Below are 25,287 nucleotides of genomic sequence, written 5' to 3'. Positions count from 1 at the left end.
GTCCGCTACTCGGCTGCCAGCGCCGCCACCAGGTCCGGCAGGTTTCCGCCGACCACGGCGAGGGCCAGGTGGTCGTGGAAGTCCCGACTGTGGACGATCAGGCCGTCGCGGACCCGCAACACCTGGATGTTGGAGGCCTCGACGGTCCGTCCGGTGACCCGGTGATGTACCTCGTAGTCCCACTCGGCGACGATCACCTCCGGGTCGTCGGTCTCCCGGATCACCACGTTCTTCGAGGCCAGCTCGATCGGCGAGCGCGCGGCGACTTCCGCGAACCGCTCGGCGAGCACGCTCCGTCCCTCGAACCGGCGCGGACCGACCGGCTGGAGGACGGTTTCCACCACCGCGTCCTCGGCGTAGAGCTCGGCCAGCTCCGAGAACCGCCCCTCGCTGATGCCATTGAGCAGTTCCTGGAAGACCTCGCGCGGCGACCGCGTTTCAGACATGATCAACCTCCAGTGGGCTCCGCCGCTAGAATCGGACTAGCGACTCCGATTAGACGATACGGACTGGCGACTCCGGTTGTCCAGGGGTGGCTCCGCCACGCACGGAAGAGGTGAGAGGGATGAACGGCGCTCAGGGGCGTCCGCTCCGGGCGGACGCGGCCCGCAACCGGGCCAGACTGCTGGACGTCGCCACGGAGGTGTTCACCACCCGCGGCGTCGGCACGCCGACCGAGGAGATCGCCCGGGCGGCCGGGGTCGGGGTCGGGACGCTCTTCCGGCACTTCCCGACCAAGGAGGCACTCCTGGAGGCGGTGATGGTGCGCCGCCTGGAGGCCATCGCCGCCCGGACCGCGGAGCTGACCACCGACGCCGAGCCCGCCAAAGCCTTCTTCGACGCCTTCCGCCTGGTGATCGACCAGTCCGCGGGCAAGAACGAGTTCACCCGGGCACTCGCCGCGGCCGGGGTGGACGCGCACGAGTCCCTGCGGGAGTCGAGCACGGCGATCCGGACGCAGCTGGCCGAACTACTGGCCGGAGCGCAGCACGCCGGCGCGGTCCGTCCGGAGCTGGGCGTGCCCGAGCTGATGGCGCTCCTGGTGGGCACCACCGCGTCGATGGACCAGCTCGGCGCGGACCCGGCAGCCCGGGAGCGGATCTTCGACGTGGTCTTCGACGGACTGCGGCCGCAGTGAGAGGGGAGGGCTGTGAGCGGCAGGTACCTCGTCATGCCGGACCAGCGGCAGGGCGCCTCATGGGAGTTCACCCCCGAGCAACTGGACCAGGCCCTGCGGCGGAACTGGCCCGACGCCCGCATGGTCGGGCCTGCTCCCCGCTTCGCCGTCTACACGCTCGACGTTCCGTTCCATGGCGACGTGCACGAGCTCACCTACTTCGCGGACCGGCAGTTCTTCTCCTTCACCGACCGCGACCCCCTCGACTTCCCCTTCCGTGTCGTCTTCACCCTGCTCCTGGACCTCGCGCCGGCCACGCCGGCCCTGTGGACCGACGACTTCGGCGGTGACGTCCACAGCGTCGACCCCTCGGCTCTGTTCACGAAGAACGGGTTCAGGTCCAAGTTCCGTGATGCAACCGCTCCCTGTGACTTCTTTAGCCGGTCCGTCGCCAGAACGGCTCGTTGGGCCAGTTGAGCAGGTCATGCATGTCCTGGTCTTCGCCCGACAAGGCATGGACGAGGAAAGCGACGAAGCGCATGTTGTACCGCCGCCACGCGTCTCTCAGGTCCTTCCCTCGGAACCACGCCACCACCGGCCACTCCATGGGGTCTGGGTCGCTGGTGAGCCAGAAGAACTGGTCGCCTTGGATGGTGCCGCCCCAGTGGAGGAGTCCCCCCGTCTCTGGCAGGAGCGGGTACGGGCACAGGGCCGGGTCCTCATCGCGCATTTCCCGGAACACCGGACCAAGGTCCTCGATGGTCCTCGATGTGAAGACGCGGAAGATCTCCCCGTCCTGCGATGAGCCCGGCCATGGCCACGGAGCGTTCACCCCCAGGTAGCTGCGGACCTCTCCGGGCCCGAACTGGTCGATGAACTCGCGGTAGTCCGCAGGGAACTCAACTCCGCACGCTTCGCGCGACCGCTCCCACGGCAGCGGCGGTCCGACCGGCTCGGCCGCCAGGTCGGCCAGGGCAGCGAACTGCATTACGTCCGTACGCATGACGTCACCTCCTTGCGGATCATGTCAGCTGTCGCCGACGCGTGATCAAGGGGCAAGGAGGACCCTCTTGCGGAGCAGGCTGAAGCCAGTGCGGCCGTACATCTGGCGCGTGATCATTTTAAAAGTTACGTGGAATCTGTCCGGGGCGATCATGTCTCCCCGGTGCAACCACGGACTTGGGAGATGGCTTGAGCGGCACGATGGTGCTGACGGAGAAGTGGCCGGTGCTGGGCCGGCACGAGCAGGCGGCGGTGTGTCTGCAGATCTGGACTGATCTCGGTCGGGCGCCCCGCACGATCGATGCCTACGCCCGCGGGCTGGCCGAGTACCTGGTGATGTGCGAGCGGGAGGACGTCGACCCGGCCACCGCGAACCGCGCCCACATCGCGGTCTACGTACGGGAGTTGACGTCACGGCCTCACCGTCGAGGGGTCAATGTGGTCTCGATCGACTCGGGGGCAGGACTGGCCAACGCCACCATCCAGCAGCGCCTGGTGCCGGTCCGCCTGTTCTACGACTTCCTCATGGAGGAGGGTCTGCGCGAGTCGAACCCGGTGGGCCGGGGCCGCTACACCCCGGGGCGCCAAAGGGGCGGGCAGCAGCGCGGGTTGGTGCCGCGGCTGACGAAGCTGCCGTGGATCCCCAGCGAACAGCAGTGGCTGGGGATCCTGCAGGTCGCGCGGGAGGAGCCGGTCCGCAACCGGGTGATGCTGGCCCTGGCCTACGATGCCGCGCTGCGGCGGGAGGAGCTGTGCTCGCTTCGGACCGACGACCTCGATCCGGCCCACCGGACGCTGAGGGTGCGGGCGGAGACGACGAGGAACCGGCTGGAGCGGGTGGTGCCGTACTCGGCGTCGACCAGCGTGCTGATGTCGGCCTACCTCGCCCACCGGGCCACGATCAGCCGGGCCAGGGGGCCGCTGTTCCTGTCGGAATCCCGGCGCAACCACGGGCAGCCGCTGACCCTGTGGACCTGGTCGAAGGTGGTCCGCCGGATCGCCCTGGAGGCCGGGGTCCCGCGGTTCTCGACCCACACCACCCGTCACCTGTGTCTGACCGATCTGGCCCGGATGGGCTGGGAGTTGCACGCGATCGCGACCTTCGCCGGCCACCGCAACACCGATTCCACGCTCCAGTACATCCACCTGTCCGGCCGGGACCTGGCCGACAAGCTGGCCCGCGGCATGGAGCACATCCATGCCTGGCGAATACAGATGCTCACCTCCGCGGACGGCACGACGGCGGAGGTGTCGCGGCGACCGCACCACTGCCGGCCATCACTGGCGAGGACGGCGCCGGACGCTGGTCCTGGCCAATCTCCCCACCCCGGGACAACGCCCCGGTGGCAGTGCGACCTGCCGAGGCCAAGGCCGTGGCCGACCTGGGCATACGCAATCTGCGGCGACTGCAGTACCACGACCCGGCCGCACCGGGCTGGCGCGTGATCGCGCGGCTGCTGGGACCGCTGGAGGCGGTCAACGCCACACTGGGCTCCCCACCCACCCCGCACCGCCGAAGGGCCATGCTCGACGTGGTCGCGGTACTACTGACGCGATGCGCGGAGACCGGCAGGACCTTCTGGGGCTGGACCGAGGAGGAATGGTTCCACCTGCTCGGCCGCACCCAAGCCGAGTTCCGCCAGCACGCGCCGACCTGGGCAGGCGACGAGGTCCGCCCCTACCTCGCGGCGCACGCCTACCTGCTCGGCGGCTTCAACGAGTTCCACCGGCTCGGCAGCTTCCAGCGGCTCACCCTGGCCTGGCGGGTCTTCGGACGCGACCGCGTCAACAACGAGGTCGCACGACTTCGCGCGGTCCTGACCGCCTGGGGCTACCAGCTTGGCCGGGACGAGGACACCCTGCTGCCGATGGTGGCCTGCCAGCTGCTCCTGCTCAACCGCAGCCCGCATCTTGAAGACCTGGACACCGCACTGTTCGACCGGGTCCGCCGCGACGGGCTGCTGGAGGGCAGCCGGCTGAACACCCTGCACGCGATGCAGCGGGCGGTCGCCGACCTCGGATTCTGTGATCCTCCGCGCCCCGGCACCGGCCGCCACTCGGCCCGGGCCAGCGGCGGCGCGCCGATCTGGGAACAGTGGGCCGACCGCTGGCACGCCACCTCGACGCTGACCCCGCGCGTTCGCGGCAGCGTCCGCTCGAACCTGCTCAAGGTCGGCCGGTGGATCGCCGCCGAACAGCCCGACGCCGCCGACCCGGCCGACTGGACCCGGCAGACCTGCGCTTCGTGGATCGCCGCGCTGGACCGGATGAAGGTCGGGGACTACGTCCAGCGCACCATCGGGCTGGGTGACCGTCTCGGCAAGCCGCTGGAAGCGCCCAGCAAGGCAGGGCAGATCACCGCGCTGCGGACGTTCTTCCGCGACTGCCAGGAATGGGAGTGGCTGCCCCGCCGCTTCGAACCCGTTCGCGCGTTGGCGATCCCCCGCAGCATCACCGCCCTCCTGGGACCCGACCCCAGGGTGATCGCCGACGAGGTCTGGGCGAAATTGCTGTGGGCGGGCCTGAACCTGGAGGCCGCCGACCTCCCCCAGACCCGCTCCGGGCATTTCTACCCCTTCGAACTGGTCCGTGCGGTCACGCTGACCTGGCTGTTCTCCGGACAACGCAGCAACGAGATCGCCCGGCTGAGGGTAGGCTGCATCCGCTGGCAGCACGACGGGAGCCCGATCGCCGGCGACACGCAGCAGGTTCTGGCCCGCGACGCGGTCTGCCTGCTCGACGTCCCCACCCACAAGACCGGCACCGCCTTCACCAAGCCGGTCGACCCGATCCTCGGCCAGGCCGTCGACGCCTGGCAGGCCGCCCGCCCCGACCAGCCGAAGTTCACCGACCGCCGCACCGGCGAGCTGGTCGACCCGCTGTTCGCCGTCCGGGCCCGCCGCGTCTCCACCAGCTACATCAACAACACCGTCATCCCGATGCTCTGCCGCAAGGCCGGAGTCCCGGCCGCCGACGTCCGCGGCAACATCACCAGCCACCGCGCCCGGTCCACCATCGCCAGCCAGCTCTACAACGCCAAGGAACCGATGACCCTGTTCGAGCTGCAGGCCTGGCTCGGACACCGCTCCCCGCAATCAACCCAGTACTACGCGAAAATCACACCCAACACCCTGTCCAAGGCCTACTCCGAAGCCGGCTACTTCGAGCGCAACGTGCGCACCATCGAGGTCCTGGTCGACCGCGACGCGGTCGCCTCCGGCGCCGCCGCGGCCGGCGAACCCTGGCAGCACTACGACCTCGGACTCGGCTACTGCAGCTACACCTTCTTCGAGCAGTGCCAGCACCGCATGGCCTGCGCACGCTGCGACTTCTACACTCCGAAGGAATCCACGAGATCCCAACTCCTGGAAGCCAAAAGCAACTTGCAGAAGATGGCCGTGTCCATCCCGCTCACCGACGACGAACGCGCCGCCGTGGACGACGGCCAAGCTGCCCTCGACCATCTGCTTGAGCGGCTTGCCGACGTTCCGACGCCGGCCGGACCCACTCCGCGCGAGCTCAGCCTGCCTCCCGGCGCCGTGCCACTACCGTTCCTCGAGACCGGTGCGCGGGTCCAAGACAGCACCCGCCGGCTGTGTTGTCCGCCCAAACCGCTAGGTTGAGCCAACCGACTGGAACGAAGGGGAGGCCCATGACTGAGCATCCGGATATCGCAGCACTGGCCCAGGTCATGGCCCCGACCTTCGGCATCGATGAGGCCCTGGACTGGTCCTCGGTTGAGGAGCGGCTGGACTGCCGGCTTCCCAGCGACTACAAGGCGTTCATGTCGATCTACGGTGGTGGAGGCATCGACGACCTGCTCAATGTCTTCCTCCCTTTGCATCAGGACGGTATCCAGTGGGATCCCGGTGCCATCGAGGACGAGATCCCGGGCGCCCGCGCGACGTGGGAGCACACCCCGGCTCGACGACGCCCCGACCTCGACCCGGCTCACATCCTCCCCTGGGGCCAGACATCCGGACCTGATCTCCTGTGCTGGCTCACCACTGACCCCAATCCCGACCGCTGGCCGGTCCTGGTCTGGGGCCGGCACACCCCCGAACGCTGGACCCTGTTCGACTGCGGCATGACCCGATTCCTCTTGCGGATCTTCACCGCTGACCTCGTCGCGTGTCCCCTGAGCGACTCCTCACTCTGGGGCAAGACCTCTCCAAGGTTCGTTCACTGGCGCGAGCAGCAGGTCCGATGGAAGGCCGGCCGGGACCCCTTCACCAACGAACCGGATCCCTACGCCGACATGTTTCCCCGCTGAGCAGAGCAAGGTGGCTTGAGCAGCCGTCATGCGCGGGGAACTTGACACCACAGATTCCACAGAATGATCCGGTTGACGTGGCCTTCGACGACGCCGGAGCTCCACGGCAGTGTCAGGCCGGCGGTGACGGCTGCGAGATCGCGTTCGAGACCGTTGACGAAGGTGTGGAGGCCGGGAAGGTCGTCGGCGCGGACCGCCTTGATCCACTGCGGGAGCTTGAGCGCCGCCACCCGCGACATCGGCATCACCCGACTCGCCGTCTACGAGCCGTCGTTCAGCACCGACGACGCTAAGCGCGAGCACTTCGCCCGGTACGCGGCGGACCTGGCGCCGGCCGTGGCCGACGGCCGCCGCGGTGACGTCGTCGCACGGTTCATGACCTTCGCCGGCATGCCGACCGAGATGGTCGACCAGATGCGCACCGCCCAGGTGTGGCCGCTGTTCGAGGCTGTGGCCCCCACCCTGGTGCACGACGCCGAGGCCCTGGACGCCCGCACGAGTGCGACGGTCCCCGTCGACACCCTCGCCCGGATCACCGCCGCAACGATGGTCGTCGACGGCGGCGCCAGCCCCGAACTGCTGCGCGCCCCTGCCCGCGCCGTCGCTGCGGCCGTCCCCGGGGCCGAGCACATCACGCTGGCGGGCCAGACCCACGACGTGGCCGCCGACGTCTTGGCTCCCGTCCTGTTGAAGTTCTTCGCCTGATCCAGCCCCGGCCCGCACCCCATCCGCCACGGGAGACGAAGCCCTGCTCGAAGGCGATCTGGTCAGGTTGCGCGCCGAGGACGTCGGCCTCGGACCGCTCGCGCTCAGCTTGAAGCCGTTGCCATACCGATCATGGAGTCCGTCGATCGAACGGGAGTCTCGATCGGGTGATCGCGGGCCCTGCCCGGCATGAGAGCAGGGCCTGGCGGTATGCGGGAAAATCCAGGGGCGCGGACGGCCGTGCGCTGCTACGGTCGGGCGCCATGAGCTGGCTTCCCGATGACTTCGTCCACCCCGTCCTGGTACCGCTGCCGGGCGGTGGCCATCACCTGCGGCCGATCCGGGAGGCGGACGCCCCGCTCGACTATCCGGCTGTGATGGGTTCGCGCGAGCGGCTGTGGACCATCTTCGGCCCGGCCTGGGGCTGGCCCGCGGCCACCATGACCTACGAGGCCGACCAGACCGACCTGTTGCGGCACGAGAAGGAGATCGCCGCACACCAGTCCTTCAACTACGCGCTTTTCGACGCGGCGGAGACGGCCCTGCTCGGCTGTGTCTACATCGACCCACCGGAGAGGGCCGGCGCGGACGGCGAGATCTCCTGGTGGGTGGTGGACGAGCTGGTGGGCAGCAAGGTCGAGCAGGCCTTCGACGCGCTGGTGCCGCAGTGGATCGCCGCCGACTGGCCGTTCGAGCAACCGCGCTTCCTCGGCCGCGAGATCTCCTGGTCGGACTGGCTCGCCCTGCCGGAGCATCCCGACAAGTAAGTGGGTGTTTCCCGTACCGATCCCGAAGGCTGTCGACCGAACGGGAGTCTCGATCGGGTGACTGCGGCGGTTTCGCGCGCGAAAGCAGGGCCTCCGGGTGGCTCGGGGTGCGATCCCATTCCCGAGCGGTTCCCGGAGGTCCTGTTGTCCGTGTTGTACGTTCCCGAGCATGTTGACCTCAACTCGCCCGCCGTGTTGTGCGACTGCCTCGCGCACGTGTACGGCAACGCGGCCGACCATCCAGACCGGGTGCGCCGGTATCCGTCGGACATGACGGACGCGCAGTGGGCGGCCGTCCCGCCGTTGCTGCCCGTGCCGGCCTGGTTCCAGGGCGGGGTGGACGACCCGAGGGCTACTGCCACCGGCAGCTGTTGGACACGATCCGCCATCTGGTCGCGGGCGGGATCTCGTGGCGGGCGCGGCCCGCGAACTTCCCCGCACGGGCCCGGGCCTACGCCTTCCTCCGCCGCCGGCGCGACCACGGGCTGATCGCCGGGTTCCACGACCGGCTGCGCGGGACGGTCCGTGAGCGCGAGGGCCGCGTGGCCGAGCCCACAACCGGGATCACCGACGCGCAGTCGGTGCGGGCCGCCACGACGGTGCCGGCCGCCTCACGCGGCCACGACGGAGGGAAGAAGGTGCCGGGCCGCAAGCGGCACATCGTGACCGACACCCTCGGCCTGCTCCCGGCCGTCGCGGTCACGGCTGCGAACACCGACGACCGGGACGTCGCGGCGGCGGGCCTGCTGATGCGGCTACGCCGTCTGCACCGCGACATCACCCTCGTATGGGCCGACGGCGGCTACACCGGCTCCCTCGCCGGCCGGTGCCGGGACAAACTCGCCCTGACCTTGGAGATCGTCAAGCGCACTGACGACATGGCAGGGTTCGTGGTGCTGCCGAGGCTGTGAGTGGCAGAGCGCACGTTCGCGTGGTTGATGAACTCCCGCCGTTCGGCCCGGGACTACGAGGCCCTGGACGCCACCAGCGGGGCGATGATCCGGTGGTCGATGGTCACGCGGATGAGCCGGCGTCCGGGACGGCCACGGTCCGCCGGACGACACTGAACGCCCTCGACGTCTCCAGGAGGAGCCACCCGCGTTCCGCCAGGCGCCGGGCTTTCGACCGCAGCCCCTCGACCTTCGCCGGCGTCGCGTCAGAAGGAGCTACTGTCAAATCCTGTGGATGACCGGACAGCCCGATGGCCGGTCGATCAAGCAAGCGGCTTGCGGTAGCGGACGTACTCGTTCTGCCGCCGGAACCCCACACTCTCGTAGAGGTCGTAGGACCGGTGCGGATTTGCCGTGCCCGTGAACAGCCGGGCGGTCGTTGCGCCCTGTTCGCGAAGGCTCCGCAGCCCGTCCAGCAGCAGGGCCCGGCCGATTCCGAGACGTCGCTGGTCCGTCCGGACACTCAGCTCTTCCACCTCGCCCACGGTGTGGTCGTGACGGCGGATGGAGCAGAGGGCGACGCCGACCATGTCCTGCCCGTTCCAGGCAGCCCTCCAGCATGCCGGGTCGGCGGTGTCGACGAAATCCTGGAACGGCCATCTCTGAGCGAAGCCTGTGTCCGCATACGAATCGACGACCGTCCTCCAGGCTGCACGGTAGTGGCTTGTCCGGATCGGCCCTGTCCGTATCCCGGCCGGCAGTTCGCTGCCCGGTTCGGGTACCTGCTGCAGGTCGCCCAGCTCCAGCTCGACCAGGCTGAAGACACGTCGGTAGCCGGCCGCGCGCAGAAGTGCCGTGGCATCCTGCTCGGAGGTCATGGCGTTCGCGCCGATCACTGCCGCCCGCGCCGTTCCATGCTGCTTGACGAGCTGGCGGATCCGCTCTTCGGCCCAGCTCAGCATGGCTGAGCCGATGCCCCGGCCGCGATGCTCGGGCAAGAGGTAGCCGCGGTGCAGGTACAGCCACGTATCGTCCCGCTCTTGCCACCAGCGGATCGTCGAGTAGCCGACGACGCTCCCGTCGAACACCACCAGGATCTGGTTTTTGGACGGCTCCTCCAACTTGGCGGAAGCTTCGGCGATCTCTGCCGCTGTCGGGAGCCCTTCCACAATCGAACGGGCATCGACCCGGTCCCGTTCGGCACACCCCAGCCGCACCGCGGCCATGGCGCCGTGGTCTTCGTCGCCGCGATACGGCCGGAACCCGAAGCCGACCGGAAGGTCCTGTCCTGCCGTGCCATCCAACATGACCGGATGTTCTCGAACTTCGAGGCAGGTCCGCCACCCTATTCACGCCGCGGTCGTCTGCGGCCGTTCAACGAGCTTGCCGCGTTCGAAGCGGTCCCCGACGCGGACCAGGGCAACGAGGTGGGGTGCATTCACGGCTCGCCAACGGGCCTGGGCGGATTCGAGGAGCTTGAAGACCATGAACCGCCAACCCCTCTTCCGGCATCATCGACCTCCTACGGCCCTTCCGGACCTGACCTGCCGCACAAAGGGACCCAACTCGCTTTTGGTACGGGGGCCGGGGCCGGCTGCGTTCCAGCCATGTGGACCTGCGGACCATCGCCGCGAGCAGAACGACACCGCCCCTCACCGGTGACCCCGCCGACGCTGCTGCCGTTTCTCCGAGATCACCTTGACCTGGACAGAAGCGCAGGAACAGGGTTCGCCGCCGTAGTCGGCGGCGACGACGATCCGAATGGTGCCAACGCCAAGGCCGTGTCTCATCAATGGTCAAGCGGTCGCCATCCGCGCCTGGTAGAACCGGGTTCGGATGGCACTGGGCCAGAACTCTCCGGGGGGCGACATGGCGGGACCGGCAGTGGGGCTGTGGCTCTTCGAACCGCGCGAGTTCGGGGATGTCCTGGACGATGTGGTCCCGTGGCTGGAGGGCTTCTGCGAGCCGGTCGAGACGAGGCTCCGCGGAGACCTGGACTTCTGGGTGCGAGACGGTTCGGCCGTGGGGCTCCCGGCCTTCGAACCCAGCAGCGCCGGTGTGTTCTTCCTGTCCGAGGACGAGGAGCTACCGGCAGTGGACGAGGACTACTCCGCATTCTCGCAGCCACCCGCGCAGGGGCTGATACTCGGCGCCGGCTGCTCCGGCCCGACGAACCACCTTGTGCTCGGTCATCTCACACTCGCGCTCGCCGAACGCCTCGGCGCCCTGATCGACTTCGACGGCCTTCTGAGCTACCCCACCCCATGTGAGGACACGGGCGACGAGGCGCTTCTGGAACGCGCGAGAGCGCTGGTCGGCTCCCTCCCGGGAAGAGTCGCGGGAGTCTCGTACGACACCTGGGGTGGCGGGCGGTGGTTCCGGCACGTCGGTGATGTGGAGTTCCTTTCGGCGTGGCTGCAGCATCCAGGCTTCCACCTGGTCAAGTAGCGCTTGCCACTCGCTCAGTCTTGATTGGTCAGGTTGGACTCCGAGCCGCCGCCGCGGTGCTTCTCCTCTGGACCAGACCTCCTGCTTCCACAGCTCCGCCGGCTGCTTTGGGCGTCCGGTCCACGCCCAACTCATCCTCCGCCCAGGCGACCTGATCTGTCGACGACCTCCGCACACTCGCCGGGCCTGTCGTGCGCCGGGTCTCCAGGCCCTCCCCATGCCACACTCGCCGCCACGGCTCCACCGCGCACTCTCCGCCCCGCAGTCCGGACGATCGTCGAAACCAGGTGAGGCGCGACTGGACCCTGGGTGGGGAGCGGCACGACACGGCCCGTCGCTGGGAGTACGACCACCTCGGCATCGATACATCGGCCTGGCAGGATGCCGCGCGAGACGGCTGGTCTCTCCAGTGGCTTGGGGAACGCGCGCCAGAGCCGAACAACGTGACCGCGGAATTGCGTGATCGTCCACAAGCCCACCCGCTCGCGGACGCGACCGGGTCAGCCGGTGGCGGCATCCGGCCTGCGCAGGGCTGCCGCGACGAGGCCCTCGATCTCGTCGGCCCGTACCGGGCCGCCGCCGACCAGCCGGTCGAAGACCAGCCCGTCGATGCAGGCCAGCAGCGTGGTCGTGCGCCCCTCCGGGTCCGCCACGCCCTGGGCGGTGATGAACGCACGGACGACCGCGCGGCCCGCGTTCTCGCGCGGGACGAGGATCTCGCGCAGTTCGGGGTCGCGCACGCTCTCCACGGCGCAGGCGTAGCGGGCGAGCGACCGCCGCCGGCCCTCGCCGGTCAGGCGGCGTTCGGTCAGTACGGCGATGCCCTCGGCCAGCTCGGCGGCCGAGCGCGGCACCGCGACCTGCTCGCCCAGGGCCTGGAGCTCGCCCTGGTCGAGCTCGACCAGGCGGCGGACCAGCGCGGTGAGCAGCGCCTGCCGGGTGCGCAGGTAGGCCGACGTCGTACCGGCCGGCAGTCCGGCCGCAGCGTCCACCGCGCGGTGGGTCAGACCGCGTACGCCCGCGTCGGCGAGGACGCCGATCGCCGCGTCCGCCAACAGGGTGCGCCGACCGGCGCCGCGCGGTGCGGTACCGGGCGCCTGCGCCCCGGGCGCGCCCGCACTCCCGCCCGCGCCCCCGCCGCGACCGTCCGACTGCTCCTGCCCGTGTGCCCCAGCTTCCTGCATCCCCCCTTTCTACACCCGTAGTAAGAGGGGAGTACGCTCCTTCTACAGCTGTAGAAGGATGGCGTGAAGCCCAGGGAGGGACCGGGGATGAGCAGCAACAGCGCAGTGGTGGTCGGGGGCGGCATCGGCGGGTTGGCGGCCGCGATCGGGCTCCGGCTGGCGGGGTGGGAGGTCACGGTGGTCGAGCGTGCGCCTGTCCTGGACGACGCGGGCGCCGGCATCTCGCTGGCCGCCAACGGCCTGCGGGCGCTCGCCGCCCTCGGCGTCGGTGAGGCGGTGGAGATGGCCTCGCGCCGCCAGTACACCGGCGGGACCCGCACCCCGGACGGACGCCGGCTGGCGCGGATGGACGGCCGGGCGCTGGAACGCGAGCTGGGCGCACCGATCATCGGCATTCCCCGCGCCGACCTGCACCGGATCCTCCGCGAGGCACTGCCGCCCGAGTCGCTGGTCATCGGCGCGGAGGTCACGGCAGTGGAGACGGAGCCGGACACGACGGCGGGGCCCGCGGACGCCCGTCGGCCGTCGCGCGTCCGGGTCCGGTACGGCGACACCGCGGTCGACGCCGACCTGGTGGTGGCCGCCGACGGGATCGGGAGCCGGCTGCGCCGGCACCTCTTCCCCGGTCACCCCGGGCCTGCTTACAGCGGCTCGACGGTACTGCGGGCGATCACCGCACAGCCGGTCGAGGGACCGGCCGGCGAGCCGATCGCCGACTTCGAGCTCACCTGGGGGCACGGCGCGGAGTTCGGCCACATCGCCTTCCCGGACGGGCGGGCCGAGTGGCACGCGGTGCTGAACGCCCCTGCCGGGGTGCGCTACCCGAACCCGCTGGCCGAGCTCCGGCGCCGCTTCGCCGACTGGCACGAGCCGATTCCGGCGCTCCTGGCCGCGACCCGACCGGAAGCCGTCCTGCACCACGACATCAACGAGCTGTCCACCCCGCTCCCCTCCTACACGGCCGGCCGGGTGGCACTGCTCGGCGACGCCGCTCACGCCATGACCCCCCACCTCGGGCAGGGTGCCTGCCAGGCACTGGAGGACGCGGTGACCCTTGCCTCCGCCCTCGGCTCGGAGCCGACCGTCGAGGCGGCCCTCACCCGGTACGACACCGAGCGGCGCCCGCGCAGCCAGACGGTCGCCCGCGACGCGCGGCGGGCCGGCCGGATGGGCCAGCAGCTCGCGCACCCGCTGGCCGTCGCCGCCCGCAACACGGCGATCCGCCTCGCCCCGTCCGGCGCGATGATCCGCACCGTCCTGCGACACGCGGACTGGACCGCGCCTCGGATCGCCGCCGCACCCACCCGGCCCTGACTCCACCCCATCCCGGAGGCCCGCCACGGCCCGGTTCCGGAGCCAGCAGCGAAGCGGTTCCGCGCCCACCCAGGGGCCGGTCCGAGTCCGGCGCGGCTCCGGTCCCGGCTCGGCTCCGGCCCCGGGTCCGGCTCGGTCCGACTGGATCCGGATCCGACACGGGTCCAGCACAGGGTCCGGAACGGGCGTCACCATCGTCACCACGGCGGCCGAAAGGGTGGCAGGGCGGCCGATCCGGCGGCCGCCCTGCCGTCCACCACCCGAAGGGAGCATTTTCCGGTGTGGCGTGGATCACGGCGTGAAAAATCATCTGATGGTCCGTCAAAGTGACTGACGGTTCGTCACAATCGGCTCACAGAAGCTCAGTTATTGACTGACGGGACGTCAGGTTCGGCCGGTTGAGCGCGAGTTGAGTGGAGTGTCGGACAGTACGCCGTTCATCACCCGGGGCTACCATCGGTCGGGTTGTCCGCTCCGGCCCCGGAGTGGGGTCACCCGATCAGGCGTGTTCTCCCACCGCCCCCAAGGGCCGAGTACCGTCGGGACAGGGGCGAGGACGAGGAGCGCACGGGCCATGACAGCTGAACCGAGTTACATCGAGCAGGCCCCACACGCCCCACAGCCCCCCGCCCCGGGCGAGCCGGCCACTTCGGCCCCGGGCGAGGCAGCCGCCCCTGCCCCGGGCGAGCCGGCCGCCCCCGCCCCGGGCGAGCCGGCCACTGCGCCCCCCAGCCAGACGGCCGCCACCGCCCCCAGCGCGCCGGCCGCCCCGGGACGGGCCCTCTTCCGCGGCCGCTCGGCCCCCGCCCCGCGCACCCTGGTCGACCTCCTGGACGCCACCGTCCGCGCCCACCCCGGCGAACCGGCCCTGGACGACGGGCAGACCGTGCTCAGCTACCGGGCGCTCGCCGCCGAGGTCGAGCAGCTTCGCCGCCGACTGGCCGCCGCCGGGATCGGCACGGGCGACCGGGTCGGCATCCGCGTCCCCTCCGGCACCAACGACCTCTACGTCTCGATCCTCGCCGTGCTCGCCGCCGGCGCCGCCTACGTCCCGGTCGACGCCGAGGACCCGGACGAGCGCGCGCAGCTGGTCTTCGAGGAGGCGGCCGTCGCCGCCGTCCTCGGCGCGAAGCGCGCCCTGGCCCTCACCGGCGCGCCGCGGGAGGCCGCCGCACCGGGCCGCCCGACCGCCGCGGACGACGCCTGGATCATCTTCACCTCGGGCTCCACCGGCCGCCCCAAGGGCGTCGCCGTCACCCACCGCAACGCCGCGGCATTCGTCGACGCCGAGGCCGCGCTCTTCCTCCAGGAGGAGCCGATCGGTCCGGGCGACCGCGTGATGGCCGGCCTCTCCGTCGCCTTCGACGCGTCCTGCGAGGAGATGTGGCTGGCCTGGCGCTACGGCGCCTGCCTGGTGCCCGTCCCGCGCTCGCAGGTCCGCAGCGGCGCCGACCTCGGGCCGTGGCTGGCCGAGCAGGAGATCACCGTGGTCTCCACCGTCCCCACCCTGGCCGCGCTCTGGCCGGCGGAGGCGCTGAACGAGGTCCGGCTGCTGATCTTCGGCGGCGAGGCCTGCCCGCCCGAGCTGGTGCAGCGGCTGGTCACCGAGGGCCGTGAGGTGTGGAACACCTACGGGCCGACCGAGGCGACCGTGGTGGCCTGTGCGGCGCTGCTGACCGGCGACGGCCCGGTCCGGATCGGCCTGCCGCTCGACGGCTGGGACCTCGCCGTGGTGGACGAGGCCGGCGAGCCGGTCGCGCCGGGCGGCACCGGCCAGCTGGTGATCGGCGGCGTCGGCCTGGCCCGCTACCTGGACCCGGTCAAGGACGCCGAGAAGTACGCGCCGCTGCCCTCGCTCGGCTGGGAGCGCGCCTACCGCAGCGGCGACCTCGTCGAGGCAGACCCCGCCGGGCTGCTCTTCCTCGGCCGCGCCGACGAGCAGATCAAGCTCGGCGGCCGCCGGATCGAACTCGGCGAGGTCGACGCCGCCCTCCAGGCCCTGCCGGGCGTGGCCGGTGCGGCCGCGGCCGTCCGCACCGCACGCGGCGGCAACCAGCTGCTGGTCGGCTACCTGGTGACCAAGGACGGCTGGGACCGCGAGCAGGCCGTCGAGCGGCTGCGCGCCGAGCTGCCCGCCGCGCTGGTGCCGCTGCTCGCGCCGGTCGACTCGCTGCCCACCCGCACCTCCGGCAAGGTCGACCGCAACGCGCTGCCCTGGCCGTTGCCCGACCTGGAAACGGCCGGGCCCACCGAACAGCTCTACGGCACCGAGGCCTGGCTGGCCGAGCAGTGGACCGAGATCCTGGGCGTACCGGTGAGCGGCCCGCGCGAGGACTTCTTCGCCATCGGCGGCGGCAGCCTGGCGGCCGCCCGGCTCACCACCCTGCTGCGCACCCGCTACCCCAGCGTCGCCGTGCTGGACATCTACCAGCAGCCGACCCTGCGCAAGCTCGCCCGGCACCTGGAGCGCAGCGCGGCCGACGGCGGCGAGACCCGCACGATCGCACCGGTGCCGACCAGGGCCAAGCTGCTCCAGCTGCTCCTGCTGGTCCCGCTGTTCACCGTGGCCGGCCTGCGCTGGACGGTCGCGCTGCTGGCGCTCGGAAACGTGCTCACCTGGCTCGGCGACTACCCGTGGGCGCCGACCGCCTCCTGGTGGGCGGTGGGTGCGGGCGCGCTGGCGCTCTACACCCCGGCGGGCCGGCTGGCCGTCGCGGCCGGCGGCGCCCGGCTGCTGCTGCGCGGTCTGCGCCCGGGCAGCTACCCGCGCGGCGGCTCCACCCATCTGCGGGTCTGGGCGGCCGAGCGGCTCGCCGAGGTGACCGGCGCGACCGCGCTCTCCGGGGCGTGGCTGGTCCGCTACGCGCGGGCGCTCGGCGCGAAGGTCGGCCCCGAGGTGGATCTCCACTCGCTTCCGCCGGTCACCGGGATGCTCAAGCTGGGCCGGGGCTGCGCGGTGGAGGCCGAGGTCGACCTCTGTGGCTACTGGCTGGACGGCGACCGGCTGGAGGTCGGCCAGGTCAAGGTCGGCTCCGGCGCCGTGGTCGGGACGCGCTCCACGCTGCTGCCCGGGGCCCGGGTCGGCAAGCAGGCCCAGGTGGTGCCCGGCTCCAGCGTCACCGGCCAGGTGCCGACCGGCCAGCGGTGGGGCGGCGCGCCGGCCGTCAAGCTGGGCCGGACGGAGCGGGCCTGGCCCAAGGAGCGGCCGCCGCGCCGGGCCCGCTGGGCCGCGCTCTACGGGGCCAGCGGCACGGCGCTCAGCCTCCTGCCGGTCCTTCCGGCGCTCGCCGGTCTGACCGTGCTCGCCCGCTTCGTCCACCCCGGCACGGGCCTCGGCGCCGCACTCGGCGGTGCCCTGCTCGGGCTGCTGCCGGCCACCCTCGCGTACGGGCTGGTGTACGCCGCGCAGCTGGTCGTGGCCGTGCGGCTGCTCAGCATCGGGCTCACGCCCGGGGCGCACCCGTTGCACGGGCGGGTCGGCTGGCAGGCCTGGACGGTGACGCAGCTGATGGACCAGGCGCGCGAGATCCTCTTCCCGCTGTACGCGGGTCTGGTGACGCCGCTGTGGCTGCGGGCGCTGGGGATGAAGGTCGGCCGCGGCGCCGAGGTGTCCACGGTGCTGGCCCTGCCCAGCCTGACCACGGTGGGGGACGGCGCGTTCCTGGCGGACGACACCCTGATCGCCCCGTACGAGCTGGGCGGCGGCTGGGTGCGGCTCGGCGAGGCGAAGGTCGGCGAGCGGGCGTTCCTCGGCAACTCGGGGATGACCGCGCCGGGCCGGTCGGTCCCCAAGCGGGGGCTGGTGGGCGTGCTGTCGGCGACCCCGGCGAAGGCCAAGAAGGGCGGGTCCTACCTGGGCATGCCCCCGATGCGGCTGCCGCGTTCGGCGGACAAGGCGGACCAGAGCCTGACCTACGAGCCGCCGGCCCGGCTGCTCTGGGCGCGCGGGCTGGTCGAGGTGGCCCGGGTGCTGCCGGTACTGGCCTCCGGCGCGCTCGGCGCACTGACGCTCGCGGCGCTCTCCTGGCTGGCGGCCGACTGGTCCCCGGTGGCGGCGGCCTTGCTCTCCGGGCTGGTGCTGGCGGCGGCGGGCGTGGCGGCCTGCCTGGTCGCGGTGGCGGCGAAGTGGCTGCTGGTCGGGCGGTTCCGAGCGGTGGAGCACCCGCTGTGGAGCGGTTTCGTCTGGCGCAACGAGCTGGCCGACACCTTCGTCGAGGTGCTCGCGGTGCCGTGGCTGGTGGGCGCGGTGCCGGGCACCCCGGTGCTCAACCTCTGGCTGCGGGCGCTGGGCGCGGGTGTCGGGCGGGGCGTCTGGTGCGAGAGCTACTGGCTGCCGGAGGCGGACCTGGTCACCCTCGGGGACGGGGTGAGCATCAACCGGGGCTGTGTGGTGCAAACCCACCTCTTCCATGACCGGATCATGCGGATGGATACTGTCATCCTCCGCGAGGGCGCCACCCTGGGCCCGGGCGGCATCGTGCTGCCCGGCAGTACGGTGGGCGCGCGCAGCACACTGGGCCCGGCCTCGCTGGTGATGCGCGCCGAGTCCGTTCCCGCGGACACGCGGTGGCTGGGCAACCCGATCGAGGCGTGGCAGACGACGTCGTGACCGGGCCGGCCTCCCCCGTCCCCACGTCCCGCCCGTCCGCCACATCCTCCACATCCGCCACGTCCACGACATCCCTCACGTCCCTCACGTCCCTCCTGGACGCGTCCCCGTCCCCCAGCTCGCAGGGAGCGCACGACCCGGTGAAATCCCGTCCGGTGAACCACCAGCACGCCCCGGCGGCCCCCACCGCCGCGCCCGACCCGTACTTCCCGAACAGCGGGGACCACCGCTACCGGGTCCACCGCTACGAACTGGCCCTGGACTACCGGCCCGGGCCCAACCGGCTCGGCGGCACCGCCAGGCTCAGCGCCGTCGCGGTCACCGCGTTGCCCGAGTTCGCGCTGGACCTGGCCGAGTTCCGGATCGGCCGGGTCCTGGTCGACGGCAAGGCCGCCCGCTACACCCACCGGGCGGGCAAGCTGCGGGTCCGCCCGGTCAAGGCACTCGCGGCGGGGGCCGCGTTCACCGTCGAGGTGCACTACACGGGGAACCCGCGCCCGGTCCGCAGCCCCTGGGGCGGTCTCGGCTGGGAGGAGCTGACCGACGGCGCGCTGGTCGCCAGCCAGCCCGTCGGCGCGCCCTCCTGGTTCCCGTGCAACGACCGCCCGGCGGACAAGGCGACCTACCAGATAGCGATCACCACGCCCTCCCCGTACACGGTGGTCGTCGGCGGCCGGATGCTCACCCGAACCACCCGGGCGTCCAGCACGACGTGGGTGTACGAGCAGAGCGCGCCGACCTCGACCTACCTGGTGACCGTCTCGATCGGCCACTACGTGCCGGTGGCGCTCGCCGAACGCCCGGCCGTCCGGCAGACCGGCTACGTGCCGGAGCAGCTGGCCACGGAGTTCACCAGGGACTTCGCCCGGCAGCCGCAGATGATGGTGTACTTCGAGGACGTCTTCGGCCCGTACCCGTTCGGCGAGTACGCGGTGGTGGTGGCCGACGAGGAGCTGGACGTCCCGGTGGAGGCGCAGGGCGTCGCCACCTTCGGCACCAACCACCTCGGCGGCGGCTGGGGGAACGAGCGTCTGATCGCCCACGAGCTGGCCCACCAGTGGTTCGGCAACAGCGTGTCGATCGCCGACTGGAGTCACATCTGGCTCAACGAGGGCTTGGCCAAGTACGCAGAGTGGCTCTGGTCCGAGCAGACCGGTGGACCGTCCGCCGCCTCGCACGCGGCCATCGCCCACGCCCTGCTGTCCGACAGCCCGCAGGACCTCCGGCTGGGCGACCCGGGCCGCAAGCTGATGTTCGACGACCGGCTGTACCAGCGCGGCGGGCTCACCGTGCACGCACTGCGGACCGCCGTCGGCGACCCGGCCTTCTTCCGCCTGCTCATGGACTGGGCGACGCTCAATCGGCACGGCGTCGTCGCCACCGCCGACTTCACGGCCCACGCGGCCCGCTACACGGACAGGCCGTTGGACGACCTGTTCACGGCCTGGCTCGACCGCCCCGAGCTGCCCCCGTTCCCGGCACCGGGCGTCTGACCCTTCGGGAAGCTTGGGACCCGTCGGCGACAACACGTCCCGGCGGGTCCTGTCCGTGAAGGCCCGGAAGGCTGAGCGGACCGACCGGACAGTGCACCTCCCGGGCGCCTGGCCGGTGTCCCGATTCCACGATCCAGGGCGGGAGCCAGAGGTGATCGCCGGGATGATGAGCGGTCTCCGCCTGCCCGGTTGACCAGTCGGCCACGGCGAGAGCTGCGCGGGCCCCCTTTGGACAGCGACATCACACATCACACACCGCACACCGCACACCGCACACCGGAACAGTCGGATCAGCCGGCGGTCGGTATCGCCTCCGCGGCCGACCGGCAGGTGGTGAGGAGGAGTTCGTCGTCGTGGATCGCGTGGCTGCTGCCGAAGCCGGCGTTGTGGCGGCGGGTGGTGGCGAGTTCGGTGCGGACGAGGGGGAGGGCGTCGGCGGCGGCCGGGCCCATCGCGGTGAAGCAGGCGGCCGCGGTGGCGCGGGTGTGGGCGTTCTCCGTCCAGGCGGCGGTCAGGACGGGGAGGACGGCTTCGGCGTCGGCGGCGGTGTGCCAGAGGGCGGTGGCGCCGTCGACGCGCACCCAGACCTCGGGGTCGGCGAGCATGGCGCGCAGGGCCGGGGCGGCGTCGGCGGCGGCCGGGCCGATCGGGGCGAGGGCCTTGGCGGCATCGCGGCGGACCCAGGGGCTTGGGTCGGCGGCCTTGGCGAGGAGCAGCGGGAGGACGGCGCCGGTGTCGCCGGTGGCGGACCAGAGGGCCGCGGCTGCGGGCAGGGCGTGCGGCGAGCACGGGGCGGCGAGCAGCGTACGCAACTCGGGGGCGGCTTCGGCGGCGGCCGGGCCGAGCCTGGCAAGGGAGCGCAGGGCGGAGTCGGTCAACGGGCCTGCCGGGGCGGCACGCAGCAGGCGGAGGACGGCGGGGACGGCGTCGGCGTCGCCGACCACGCCCAGCGCGGTGAGCAGGGGATCGGCCTGGTCGAAGCGCGGGGTGCCGTCCAGCGGCAGGCCGGCGAGGCGTTCGCGCAGCGGGACGGCGAGCGGCGCGGCGGCGGGGCCGAGGTCGGCGACGAGGAAGCCGAGGTCGTGCGGGAGCACGGGCCGGTCGAGGGCGGCGGCCAGGGCCGGGAGGGCACGCGGGTCTCCGAGCCGGGTGAGGGTCTGGACCAGGCGCCGACCGTCCGGCCCGGAGTCGGGGTGGGTGTCGTCCCAGGGGTCGGCGACCGTGGCCAGGCGGTCGGCGACGGCGTCGGCGGCGGGGGCGGCGAGGCGGAAGAGGTCCGGCAGAACCGCAAGGACGGCCTCGCCGAGGGTCGGGTCGGGGTCGGCGAGCCGGCGGCCGAGCAGGGCGACCAGCTCGCTGAAGGAGCCACGTACCTCGCCGAGCAGCCGGCCGGTCTCCCGGCAGCCGCCGCGGCGCGGCGCCGGACCGGCTGCGGTGAGCTGCTCGGTGCAGAGCGCTGCCCGGTCGGCGGGGCGGTCGCCGAGGGTGCGGTGGAGGATCCGCAGGGCGACGTCGGTCGCGTGGCCGTCCTGGTCGGCGGGGATGCGGCGCAGCAGGCCGACGGCGGTGGGGAGGGTGTCGGCGGGCGGCGCGCCGGGGGTGAGGCGGGCGCGCCGGGCGAAGGCGCCGAGGCGCAGGGCCGCGGGCTGGTCCGGGTCGTCGGCCAGGGCGGTGAGCCAGATGGTGACCGGCCCTGCGAGGTCGGGGAATCGCCCGGCGAGTGCCGCGGCCGCGGTGGCGAGGGCGGTCCGCACCTCGGTGTCGGGTTCGTGCGGCAGCCGCTCGCGCAGCAGCGCGAGGGTGGCGGGCCCGTCGGCGTGCAGGCGGGCGAGCGCGCCGGGTGCGGCGCAGCGCACAGCCGGATCGGAATCGGCGAGAAGGGGCGTGAAGGCGTCGGCGCGCGCGGTCATCGCTTCCCGGCCCCGGGTGAGGAGGGCCCGCCAGGTGGACTCGTCCGTGCTCTCCGCCTCCGGCTCGTCGACCAGGTGGCGGCCGGCCTCGCCGATGCTGGTGAGCAGTTCGACCACCGGCCCGCGGTCCGGCAGGGCCCGGTCGGCGATCAGCTCGAAGAGGAAGGGCAGGCACGCGAGGGTGGCGTCGCAGACGTCGCCCTGGTGGTGGACGGCGCCGTACAGGTCGTCCAGCGCCTCCTCGCGCTCGCCCGGATCGGGGGAGGCCAGGCCGAGCAGCATCGCGGGCACGTCGTCGGCGCGGCCGTAGGCGTGCCCGAGGGCCGCCCAGTCGATCTCATGCAGTGTGTCGAACATGCCCGCCCTCTCCGGTGGTCCCTGCCCGGACAGTCTGCCCCGACCCACTGACAACCGGGCGCCCGCCGGTCGGGCGGTGGCCGCCGAAGGCCTCCAGCGTCCTCTCCAGCAGTGGCAGGGCGCCGACGGTCCGGCCGGAACGGATCAGCAGGTCCCAGGCCGGCTCGAACTTCTTCCAGCCCCCGGCGTAGGCGAGGTGCCGCAGACGTTCGTGCGGGCCCGGCTGGGCGGCGGAGCCGCGCCAGATGTTCGACCAGCGGTAGAAGTCGCGGTAGGCCCGCCAGTAGCCGTCCTCCAGCCGGCGCGCCGTCATTCCCTTCGGCCGGTAAACGACGTGCCGGGTGTCGTAGAGGTCCCAGTCCCGGTGGACGATGCGGTCCTCGGCCTCCAGCTGCTTCCACAGGCCGGTCGACGGGTACGGCGTCATGATGTGGAAGGTCGCCGTCTCGATGCCCTGCTCGACGGCCCACTCCACGGTCCGGTCGAAGACGTCCGGGCCGTCCTGGTCCAGGCCGAAGACGAAGCTGGCGTTGACCATGACCCCGGAGTCGTGGAGGCGTCGGACGACGGCGGCGTAGTCGCGGCCGATGTTCTGGTTCTTCCTGCGCTCGGCGAGGTTGGCGTCGTTGACCGTCTCGAAGCCGACGAACAGGCTGCGCAGCCCGGCGTCCACGGCCCGCTCCAGCAGACCGGGCCTGAGCACCGACTCGACCGTACCCGCCGCCTGCCAGAGCCGACCCGTCCCGGCCATCCCGTCGAACAGGGCCTCGGCGAAGCGCCGGTTGCCCAGCAGGTGGTCGTCGAGGAAGTAGAGGTGCTTGCCGGGGAGCCGGTCGATCTCCGCGAGCGCGTCGTCGACGGCCTGGGTGTAGAACGACTTGCCGCCTTCGAAGAAGGCGTCCTTGTAGCAGAAGTCGCAGTGGTGCGGACAGCCGCGCGAGACCACGATCGAGTTGGGCACGAGGTAGCGGTGGCGCTTGATCAGGTCCCGCCGCACCGGCGGGAGTCCGGCGAGGGTCCGTAGCCGGGAGTCGTAGCGGCGCAGGGGCCGACCTGCCCGGAAGTCCTGGAGGAACTGCGGCCAGGTGTCCTCGCCCGGGCCGGTGAACACCGTGTCCGCGTGCGCCGCGGCCTCGTCGGGGAGCGAGGTGACGTGCAGCCCGCCCATCGCCACGTGCACGCCCCGGGCCCGGAAGTGGTCGGCGATCTCGTAGCTGCGCCTGGCGGAGGTGATGTAGGGCTGGACGACCAGCAGGTCGGGGGTCGGCAGCGTTTCGAGGTCGATCCGCTCCACGTGCTCGTCGTGGAGCTCGACCTCGTCGTCGGGGCTCAGGTATCCGGCCAGCGTGGCCAGGCCGAGCGGCGGGAAGAGGGAGTACTTGATCGGCCTGAACAGCGGGCTGGTCGCCTCCGTCAGGGCGGGAAGGATCATCGTCACGCGCATGCCTGCCCAGACCGCGCGCAGGCGTCCGGCGGTTCCGCCACTGTGCCGGCGGGTCGGCGGTCGGCGGTCGGCGGTCGGCGGTCGGCGGTCGGCGGTCGGCGGTCGGCGGTCGGCGGTCGGCGGTCGGCGGTCGGCGGTCGGCGGTCGGCGGAGGATGGCGGCTCGGCGGCTCGGCGGCTCGGCGGCTCGGCGGAGGACGGTGGCTCAGCGGAGGACGGTGGCTCGGCCTGAGGAACCGGCCGTGATGGAGTGCCTGGCAAAACCGGTGGAGCGGGGCCGGTCACGAGAATAGGTTGAGAGCACCGTCCGTGTCGTCGCCGCTCCCCCGCCGCCGTCACCCGACCCGTGCTCGACCCACCCGTTCAGCCGTCTCACCGGATGCAGAGGATCAGATGACCGACCAGTACGACGAGTTGCTCCCCACCACCCGCCGCGCCCTGCTGCACCGGATCGCGGTGGCGCAGGCCGAGGGCCGCACGCCCTCGCTGGTCGCCGCGGTGGTGCGGGACGGCCGGCTGGTCTGGAGCGGCGCCCGCAGCATGGTCGACGGACACGCCCCCGACGCCGGTGTCCAGTACCGGATCGGCTCGCTCACCAAGACCTTCGTCGCCGTACTCGTGCTCCGGCTGCGCGACGAGGGCCTGCTCGACCTCGCCGACCCGCTCGGACGTCACCTGCCCGGCACCCCGGCCGACGACGCCACCATCGCCCAGCTGCTCGCCCACTCGGCCGGCCTCGCCGCCGAGACGCCCGCGCCCTGGTGGGAGCGGACCGACGGTGCGCTGCGCCCGGCCGTCGCCGACCTCCTGGAGGACGAGCGCCAGCAGAAGCACCCTGCCGGGCGTCGCTACCACTACTCCAACCCCGGCTACGCCCTGCTCGGCGCGCTGGTCGAGCGACTGCGCGGCGAACCCTGGGGCGAGGTGCTGCGCCGCGAGATCCTCGAACCGCTCGGCATGGACCGCACCACCCTGCTCCCCCAGCACCCGCACGCCGGAGGCTTCGCCGTCCACCCCTGGGCGGACGTCATGCTGCCGGAGCCGCCCACCGACACCGGCCTGATGGGCCCGGCCGGGCAGCTCTGGTCCACCGCCGCCGACCTCGCCCGCTGGGCCGCCTTCCTGGCCCGCGGGGACGACAAGGTGCTCTCCACCGGCACCCTCGCCGAGATGCGGCAGGCCTCCACCGGCCCGGAGGGCGCCGACTGGACCAGCGGCTACGGGCTCGGCCTCCAACTGCTGCGCCACGACGGCCGGGTGCTCCACGGGCACACCGGATCGATGCCGGGGTTCACCGCCGGGCTCTGGGTCAGCGAGGCGGACGGCCTGGCCGCCGTCGTGCTCTCCAACGCGACCAGCAATCCCAGTTCCGCGCCGATCGCCGCGGACCTCATCGCGCTCACCGCTGAGCACGAGCCCCGCATCCCCGAGCCCTGGCGCCCGCTGACCTCCGTCGACGAGGAGCTGCTCGCGCTCACCGGCCCCTGGTACTGGGGCGCCGCCGCGCACACCCTGCGGCTCAAGGCCGACCGCGGGCTGGAGCTGGCCACGTTGACCAACAGCCCACGCAGCTCCCGGTTCCGCGCCGAGGCCGACGGCTCCTGGACGGGCCTGGACAACTACTACGCGGGCGAGACGCTGCGGGTGGTGCGGCGCGCCGACGGCTCGGTGAGCCACCTGGACCTCGGCTCCTTCGTCCTCACCCGCGAGCCGTACGGACCGGCCGACGCCGTGCCCGGCGGGGTCGACCCGCAGGGGTGGCGGGCCTTCTGAGG

Annotated in this window: 20 protein-coding genes and 1 pseudogene; 13 read left to right on the top strand and 8 right to left on the bottom strand. The window is 72.3% G+C overall.

Features of this window, described 5'->3' with window-relative positions:
• Positions 1 to 5 precede the first annotated feature (5 nt).
• On the bottom strand, positions 6 to 446 hold the full coding sequence (locus tag ACFC1F_RS27810) for a nuclear transport factor 2 family protein (protein WP_376162326.1): 441 nt from the start codon (positions 444 to 446) through the stop codon (positions 6 to 8).
• Positions 447 to 565: 119 nt separating this feature from the next.
• Between ACFC1F_RS27810 and ACFC1F_RS27805 the strand changes: the two genes are divergently transcribed.
• Positions 566 to 1,138 carry a TetR/AcrR family transcriptional regulator gene (locus ACFC1F_RS27805; protein ID WP_376162324.1) on the top strand — a complete coding sequence of 191 codons (573 nt, stop codon included), beginning with the start codon at positions 566 to 568 and terminating at the stop codon, positions 1,136 to 1,138.
• Between the two features lie 12 nt (positions 1,139 to 1,150).
• On the top strand, positions 1,151 to 1,594 hold the full coding sequence (locus ACFC1F_RS27800; protein ID WP_376162322.1) for a hypothetical protein: 444 nt from the start codon (positions 1,151 to 1,153) through the stop codon (positions 1,592 to 1,594).
• Here the strand turns inward: ACFC1F_RS27800 and ACFC1F_RS27795 are convergent.
• Entirely contained in the window at positions 1,554 to 2,120 is a 567-nt protein-coding gene (locus ACFC1F_RS27795) for a hypothetical protein (RefSeq protein WP_376162320.1), read from the bottom strand. The two genes, ACFC1F_RS27800 and ACFC1F_RS27795, sit on opposite strands and share 41 nt — an antisense overlap.
• Before the next feature lie 188 nt (positions 2,121 to 2,308).
• On the opposite strand from ACFC1F_RS27795, the gene ACFC1F_RS27790 reads away from it, so the two are divergent.
• Genes ACFC1F_RS27790 through ACFC1F_RS27780 form a run of 3 tightly spaced genes read left to right on the top strand, consistent with a single transcriptional unit; the run spans position 2,309 to position 6,392 of the window.
• Positions 2,309 to 3,565, top strand: a complete 1,257-nt coding sequence (locus tag ACFC1F_RS27790; protein WP_376162318.1) for a tyrosine-type recombinase/integrase — start codon at positions 2,309 to 2,311, stop codon at positions 3,563 to 3,565.
• A complete protein-coding gene (locus ACFC1F_RS27785; protein WP_376162316.1) occupies positions 3,463 to 5,742 on the top strand; it encodes a tyrosine-type recombinase/integrase in 2,280 nt (759 codons plus the stop codon). The genes ACFC1F_RS27790 and ACFC1F_RS27785 overlap by 103 nt, the downstream gene beginning before the upstream one ends.
• A 29-nt stretch (positions 5,743 to 5,771) precedes the next feature.
• The gene (locus ACFC1F_RS27780) at positions 5,772 to 6,392 is read left to right on the top strand and encodes an SMI1/KNR4 family protein (protein ID WP_376162314.1); all 621 of its coding nucleotides are present in this window, start codon (positions 5,772 to 5,774) and stop codon (positions 6,390 to 6,392) included.
• A gap of 26 nt (positions 6,393 to 6,418) precedes the next feature.
• Here the strand turns inward: ACFC1F_RS27780 and ACFC1F_RS27775 are convergent, their stop codons facing one another.
• Entirely contained in the window at positions 6,419 to 6,622 is a 204-nt protein-coding gene (locus ACFC1F_RS27775) for a hypothetical protein (protein WP_376162353.1), read from the bottom strand.
• On the opposite strand from ACFC1F_RS27775, the gene ACFC1F_RS27770 reads away from it, so the two are divergent.
• The 3 genes from ACFC1F_RS27770 (at position 6,609) to ACFC1F_RS27760 (ending at position 8,775) form a co-directional block, all read left to right on the top strand.
• Positions 6,609 to 7,097 carry a hypothetical protein gene (locus tag ACFC1F_RS27770; RefSeq protein WP_376162312.1) on the top strand — a complete coding sequence of 163 codons (489 nt, stop codon included), beginning with the start codon at positions 6,609 to 6,611 and terminating at the stop codon, positions 7,095 to 7,097. The genes ACFC1F_RS27775 and ACFC1F_RS27770 overlap by 14 nt on opposite strands.
• Before the next feature lie 263 nt (positions 7,098 to 7,360).
• On the top strand, positions 7,361 to 7,864 hold the full coding sequence (locus ACFC1F_RS27765) for a GNAT family N-acetyltransferase (protein WP_376162310.1): 504 nt from the start codon (positions 7,361 to 7,363) through the stop codon (positions 7,862 to 7,864).
• A 371-nt stretch (positions 7,865 to 8,235) separates the two neighbouring features.
• Positions 8,236 to 8,775 (top strand): transposase, encoded by a 540-nt coding sequence (locus tag ACFC1F_RS27760; RefSeq protein ID WP_376162308.1) that lies wholly within the window; start codon positions 8,236 to 8,238, stop codon positions 8,773 to 8,775.
• 302 nt (positions 8,776 to 9,077) lie between these two features.
• Here the strand turns inward: ACFC1F_RS27760 and ACFC1F_RS27755 are convergent, their stop codons facing one another.
• Both ACFC1F_RS27755 and ACFC1F_RS27750 read right to left on the bottom strand, forming a co-directional pair.
• Entirely contained in the window at positions 9,078 to 10,061 is a 984-nt protein-coding gene (locus ACFC1F_RS27755; protein WP_376162307.1) for a GNAT family N-acetyltransferase, read from the bottom strand.
• A gap of 42 nt (positions 10,062 to 10,103) precedes the next feature.
• Positions 10,104 to 10,241 (bottom strand): annotated as a pseudogene (locus ACFC1F_RS27750) (IS256 family transposase); the annotation flags it as partial.
• 349 nt (positions 10,242 to 10,590) lie between these two features.
• Between ACFC1F_RS27750 and ACFC1F_RS27745 the strand changes: the two are divergent.
• Positions 10,591 to 11,202, top strand: a complete 612-nt coding sequence (locus ACFC1F_RS27745; protein ID WP_376162305.1) for a DUF6368 family protein — start codon at positions 10,591 to 10,593, stop codon at positions 11,200 to 11,202.
• A gap of 500 nt (positions 11,203 to 11,702) precedes the next feature.
• Here the strand turns inward: ACFC1F_RS27745 and ACFC1F_RS27740 are convergent, their stop codons facing one another.
• Positions 11,703 to 12,386 (bottom strand): TetR/AcrR family transcriptional regulator, encoded by a 684-nt coding sequence (locus tag ACFC1F_RS27740; protein WP_376162303.1) that lies wholly within the window; start codon positions 12,384 to 12,386, stop codon positions 11,703 to 11,705.
• Between the two features lie 87 nt (positions 12,387 to 12,473).
• On the opposite strand from ACFC1F_RS27740, the gene ACFC1F_RS27735 reads away from it, so the two are divergent.
• The 3 genes from ACFC1F_RS27735 to ACFC1F_RS27725 all read left to right on the top strand — a co-directional run bounded on the left by ACFC1F_RS27735 (position 12,474) and on the right by ACFC1F_RS27725 (position 19,802).
• The gene (locus ACFC1F_RS27735) at positions 12,474 to 13,700 is read left to right on the top strand and encodes an FAD-dependent monooxygenase (protein ID WP_376162301.1); all 1,227 of its coding nucleotides are present in this window, start codon (positions 12,474 to 12,476) and stop codon (positions 13,698 to 13,700) included.
• A gap of 574 nt (positions 13,701 to 14,274) precedes the next feature.
• On the top strand, positions 14,275 to 18,309 hold the full coding sequence (locus ACFC1F_RS27730) for a Pls/PosA family non-ribosomal peptide synthetase (protein WP_376162299.1): 4,035 nt from the start codon (positions 14,275 to 14,277) through the stop codon (positions 18,307 to 18,309).
• A 155-nt stretch (positions 18,310 to 18,464) separates the two neighbouring features.
• A complete protein-coding gene (locus ACFC1F_RS27725; protein WP_376162297.1) occupies positions 18,465 to 19,802 on the top strand; it encodes a M1 family metallopeptidase in 1,338 nt (445 codons plus the stop codon).
• Between the two features lie 290 nt (positions 19,803 to 20,092).
• Here the strand turns inward: ACFC1F_RS27725 and ACFC1F_RS27720 are convergent, their stop codons facing one another.
• Positions 20,093 to 22,069, bottom strand: coding sequence for a HEAT repeat domain-containing protein (locus tag ACFC1F_RS27720; RefSeq protein WP_376162295.1), 1,977 nt, complete (start codon positions 22,067 to 22,069; stop codon positions 20,093 to 20,095).
• On the bottom strand, positions 22,050 to 23,501 hold the full coding sequence (locus tag ACFC1F_RS27715; protein ID WP_376162351.1) for a B12-binding domain-containing radical SAM protein: 1,452 nt from the start codon (positions 23,499 to 23,501) through the stop codon (positions 22,050 to 22,052). The genes ACFC1F_RS27720 and ACFC1F_RS27715 overlap by 20 nt, the downstream gene beginning before the upstream one ends.
• A gap of 404 nt (positions 23,502 to 23,905) precedes the next feature.
• Between ACFC1F_RS27715 and ACFC1F_RS27710 the strand changes: the two genes are divergently transcribed.
• On the top strand, positions 23,906 to 25,285 hold the full coding sequence (locus tag ACFC1F_RS27710; protein WP_376162293.1) for a serine hydrolase domain-containing protein: 1,380 nt from the start codon (positions 23,906 to 23,908) through the stop codon (positions 25,283 to 25,285).
• The last annotated feature ends 2 nt before the right edge of the window (positions 25,286 to 25,287 follow it).

The organism is Kitasatospora sp. NPDC056181, from assembly GCF_042266225.1.
Taxonomy (GTDB): domain Bacteria; phylum Actinomycetota; class Actinomycetes; order Streptomycetales; family Streptomycetaceae; genus Kitasatospora.
The sequence above is the reverse complement of the archived record's forward strand: the minus strand, read 5'-3'. Positions and strand labels throughout refer to the sequence as shown.

Coding starts and splice junctions, on each gene's coding strand:
- ACFC1F_RS27810 (WP_376162326.1), bottom strand. CDS start 446: ATGTCTGAAACGCGGTCGCCGCGCGAGGTCTTCCAGGAACTGCTCAAT.
- ACFC1F_RS27805 (WP_376162324.1), top strand. CDS start 566: ATGAACGGCGCTCAGGGGCGTCCGCTCCGGGCGGACGCGGCCCGCAAC.
- ACFC1F_RS27795 (WP_376162320.1), bottom strand. CDS start 2,120: ATGCGTACGGACGTAATGCAGTTCGCTGCCCTGGCCGACCTGGCGGCC.
- ACFC1F_RS27780 (WP_376162314.1), top strand. CDS start 5,772: ATGACTGAGCATCCGGATATCGCAGCACTGGCCCAGGTCATGGCCCCG.
- ACFC1F_RS27765 (WP_376162310.1), top strand. CDS start 7,361: ATGAGCTGGCTTCCCGATGACTTCGTCCACCCCGTCCTGGTACCGCTG.
- ACFC1F_RS27755 (WP_376162307.1), bottom strand. CDS start 10,061: ATGTTGGATGGCACGGCAGGACAGGACCTTCCGGTCGGCTTCGGGTTC.
- ACFC1F_RS27745 (WP_376162305.1), top strand. CDS start 10,591: ATGGCACTGGGCCAGAACTCTCCGGGGGGCGACATGGCGGGACCGGCA.
- ACFC1F_RS27740 (WP_376162303.1), bottom strand. CDS start 12,386: ATGCAGGAAGCTGGGGCACACGGGCAGGAGCAGTCGGACGGTCGCGGC.
- ACFC1F_RS27735 (WP_376162301.1), top strand. CDS start 12,474: ATGAGCAGCAACAGCGCAGTGGTGGTCGGGGGCGGCATCGGCGGGTTG.
- ACFC1F_RS27730 (WP_376162299.1), top strand. CDS start 14,275: ATGACAGCTGAACCGAGTTACATCGAGCAGGCCCCACACGCCCCACAG.
- ACFC1F_RS27720 (WP_376162295.1), bottom strand. CDS start 22,069: ATGTTCGACACACTGCATGAGATCGACTGGGCGGCCCTCGGGCACGCC.
- ACFC1F_RS27715 (WP_376162351.1), bottom strand. CDS start 23,501: ATGATCCTTCCCGCCCTGACGGAGGCGACCAGCCCGCTGTTCAGGCCG.
- ACFC1F_RS27710 (WP_376162293.1), top strand. CDS start 23,906: ATGACCGACCAGTACGACGAGTTGCTCCCCACCACCCGCCGCGCCCTG.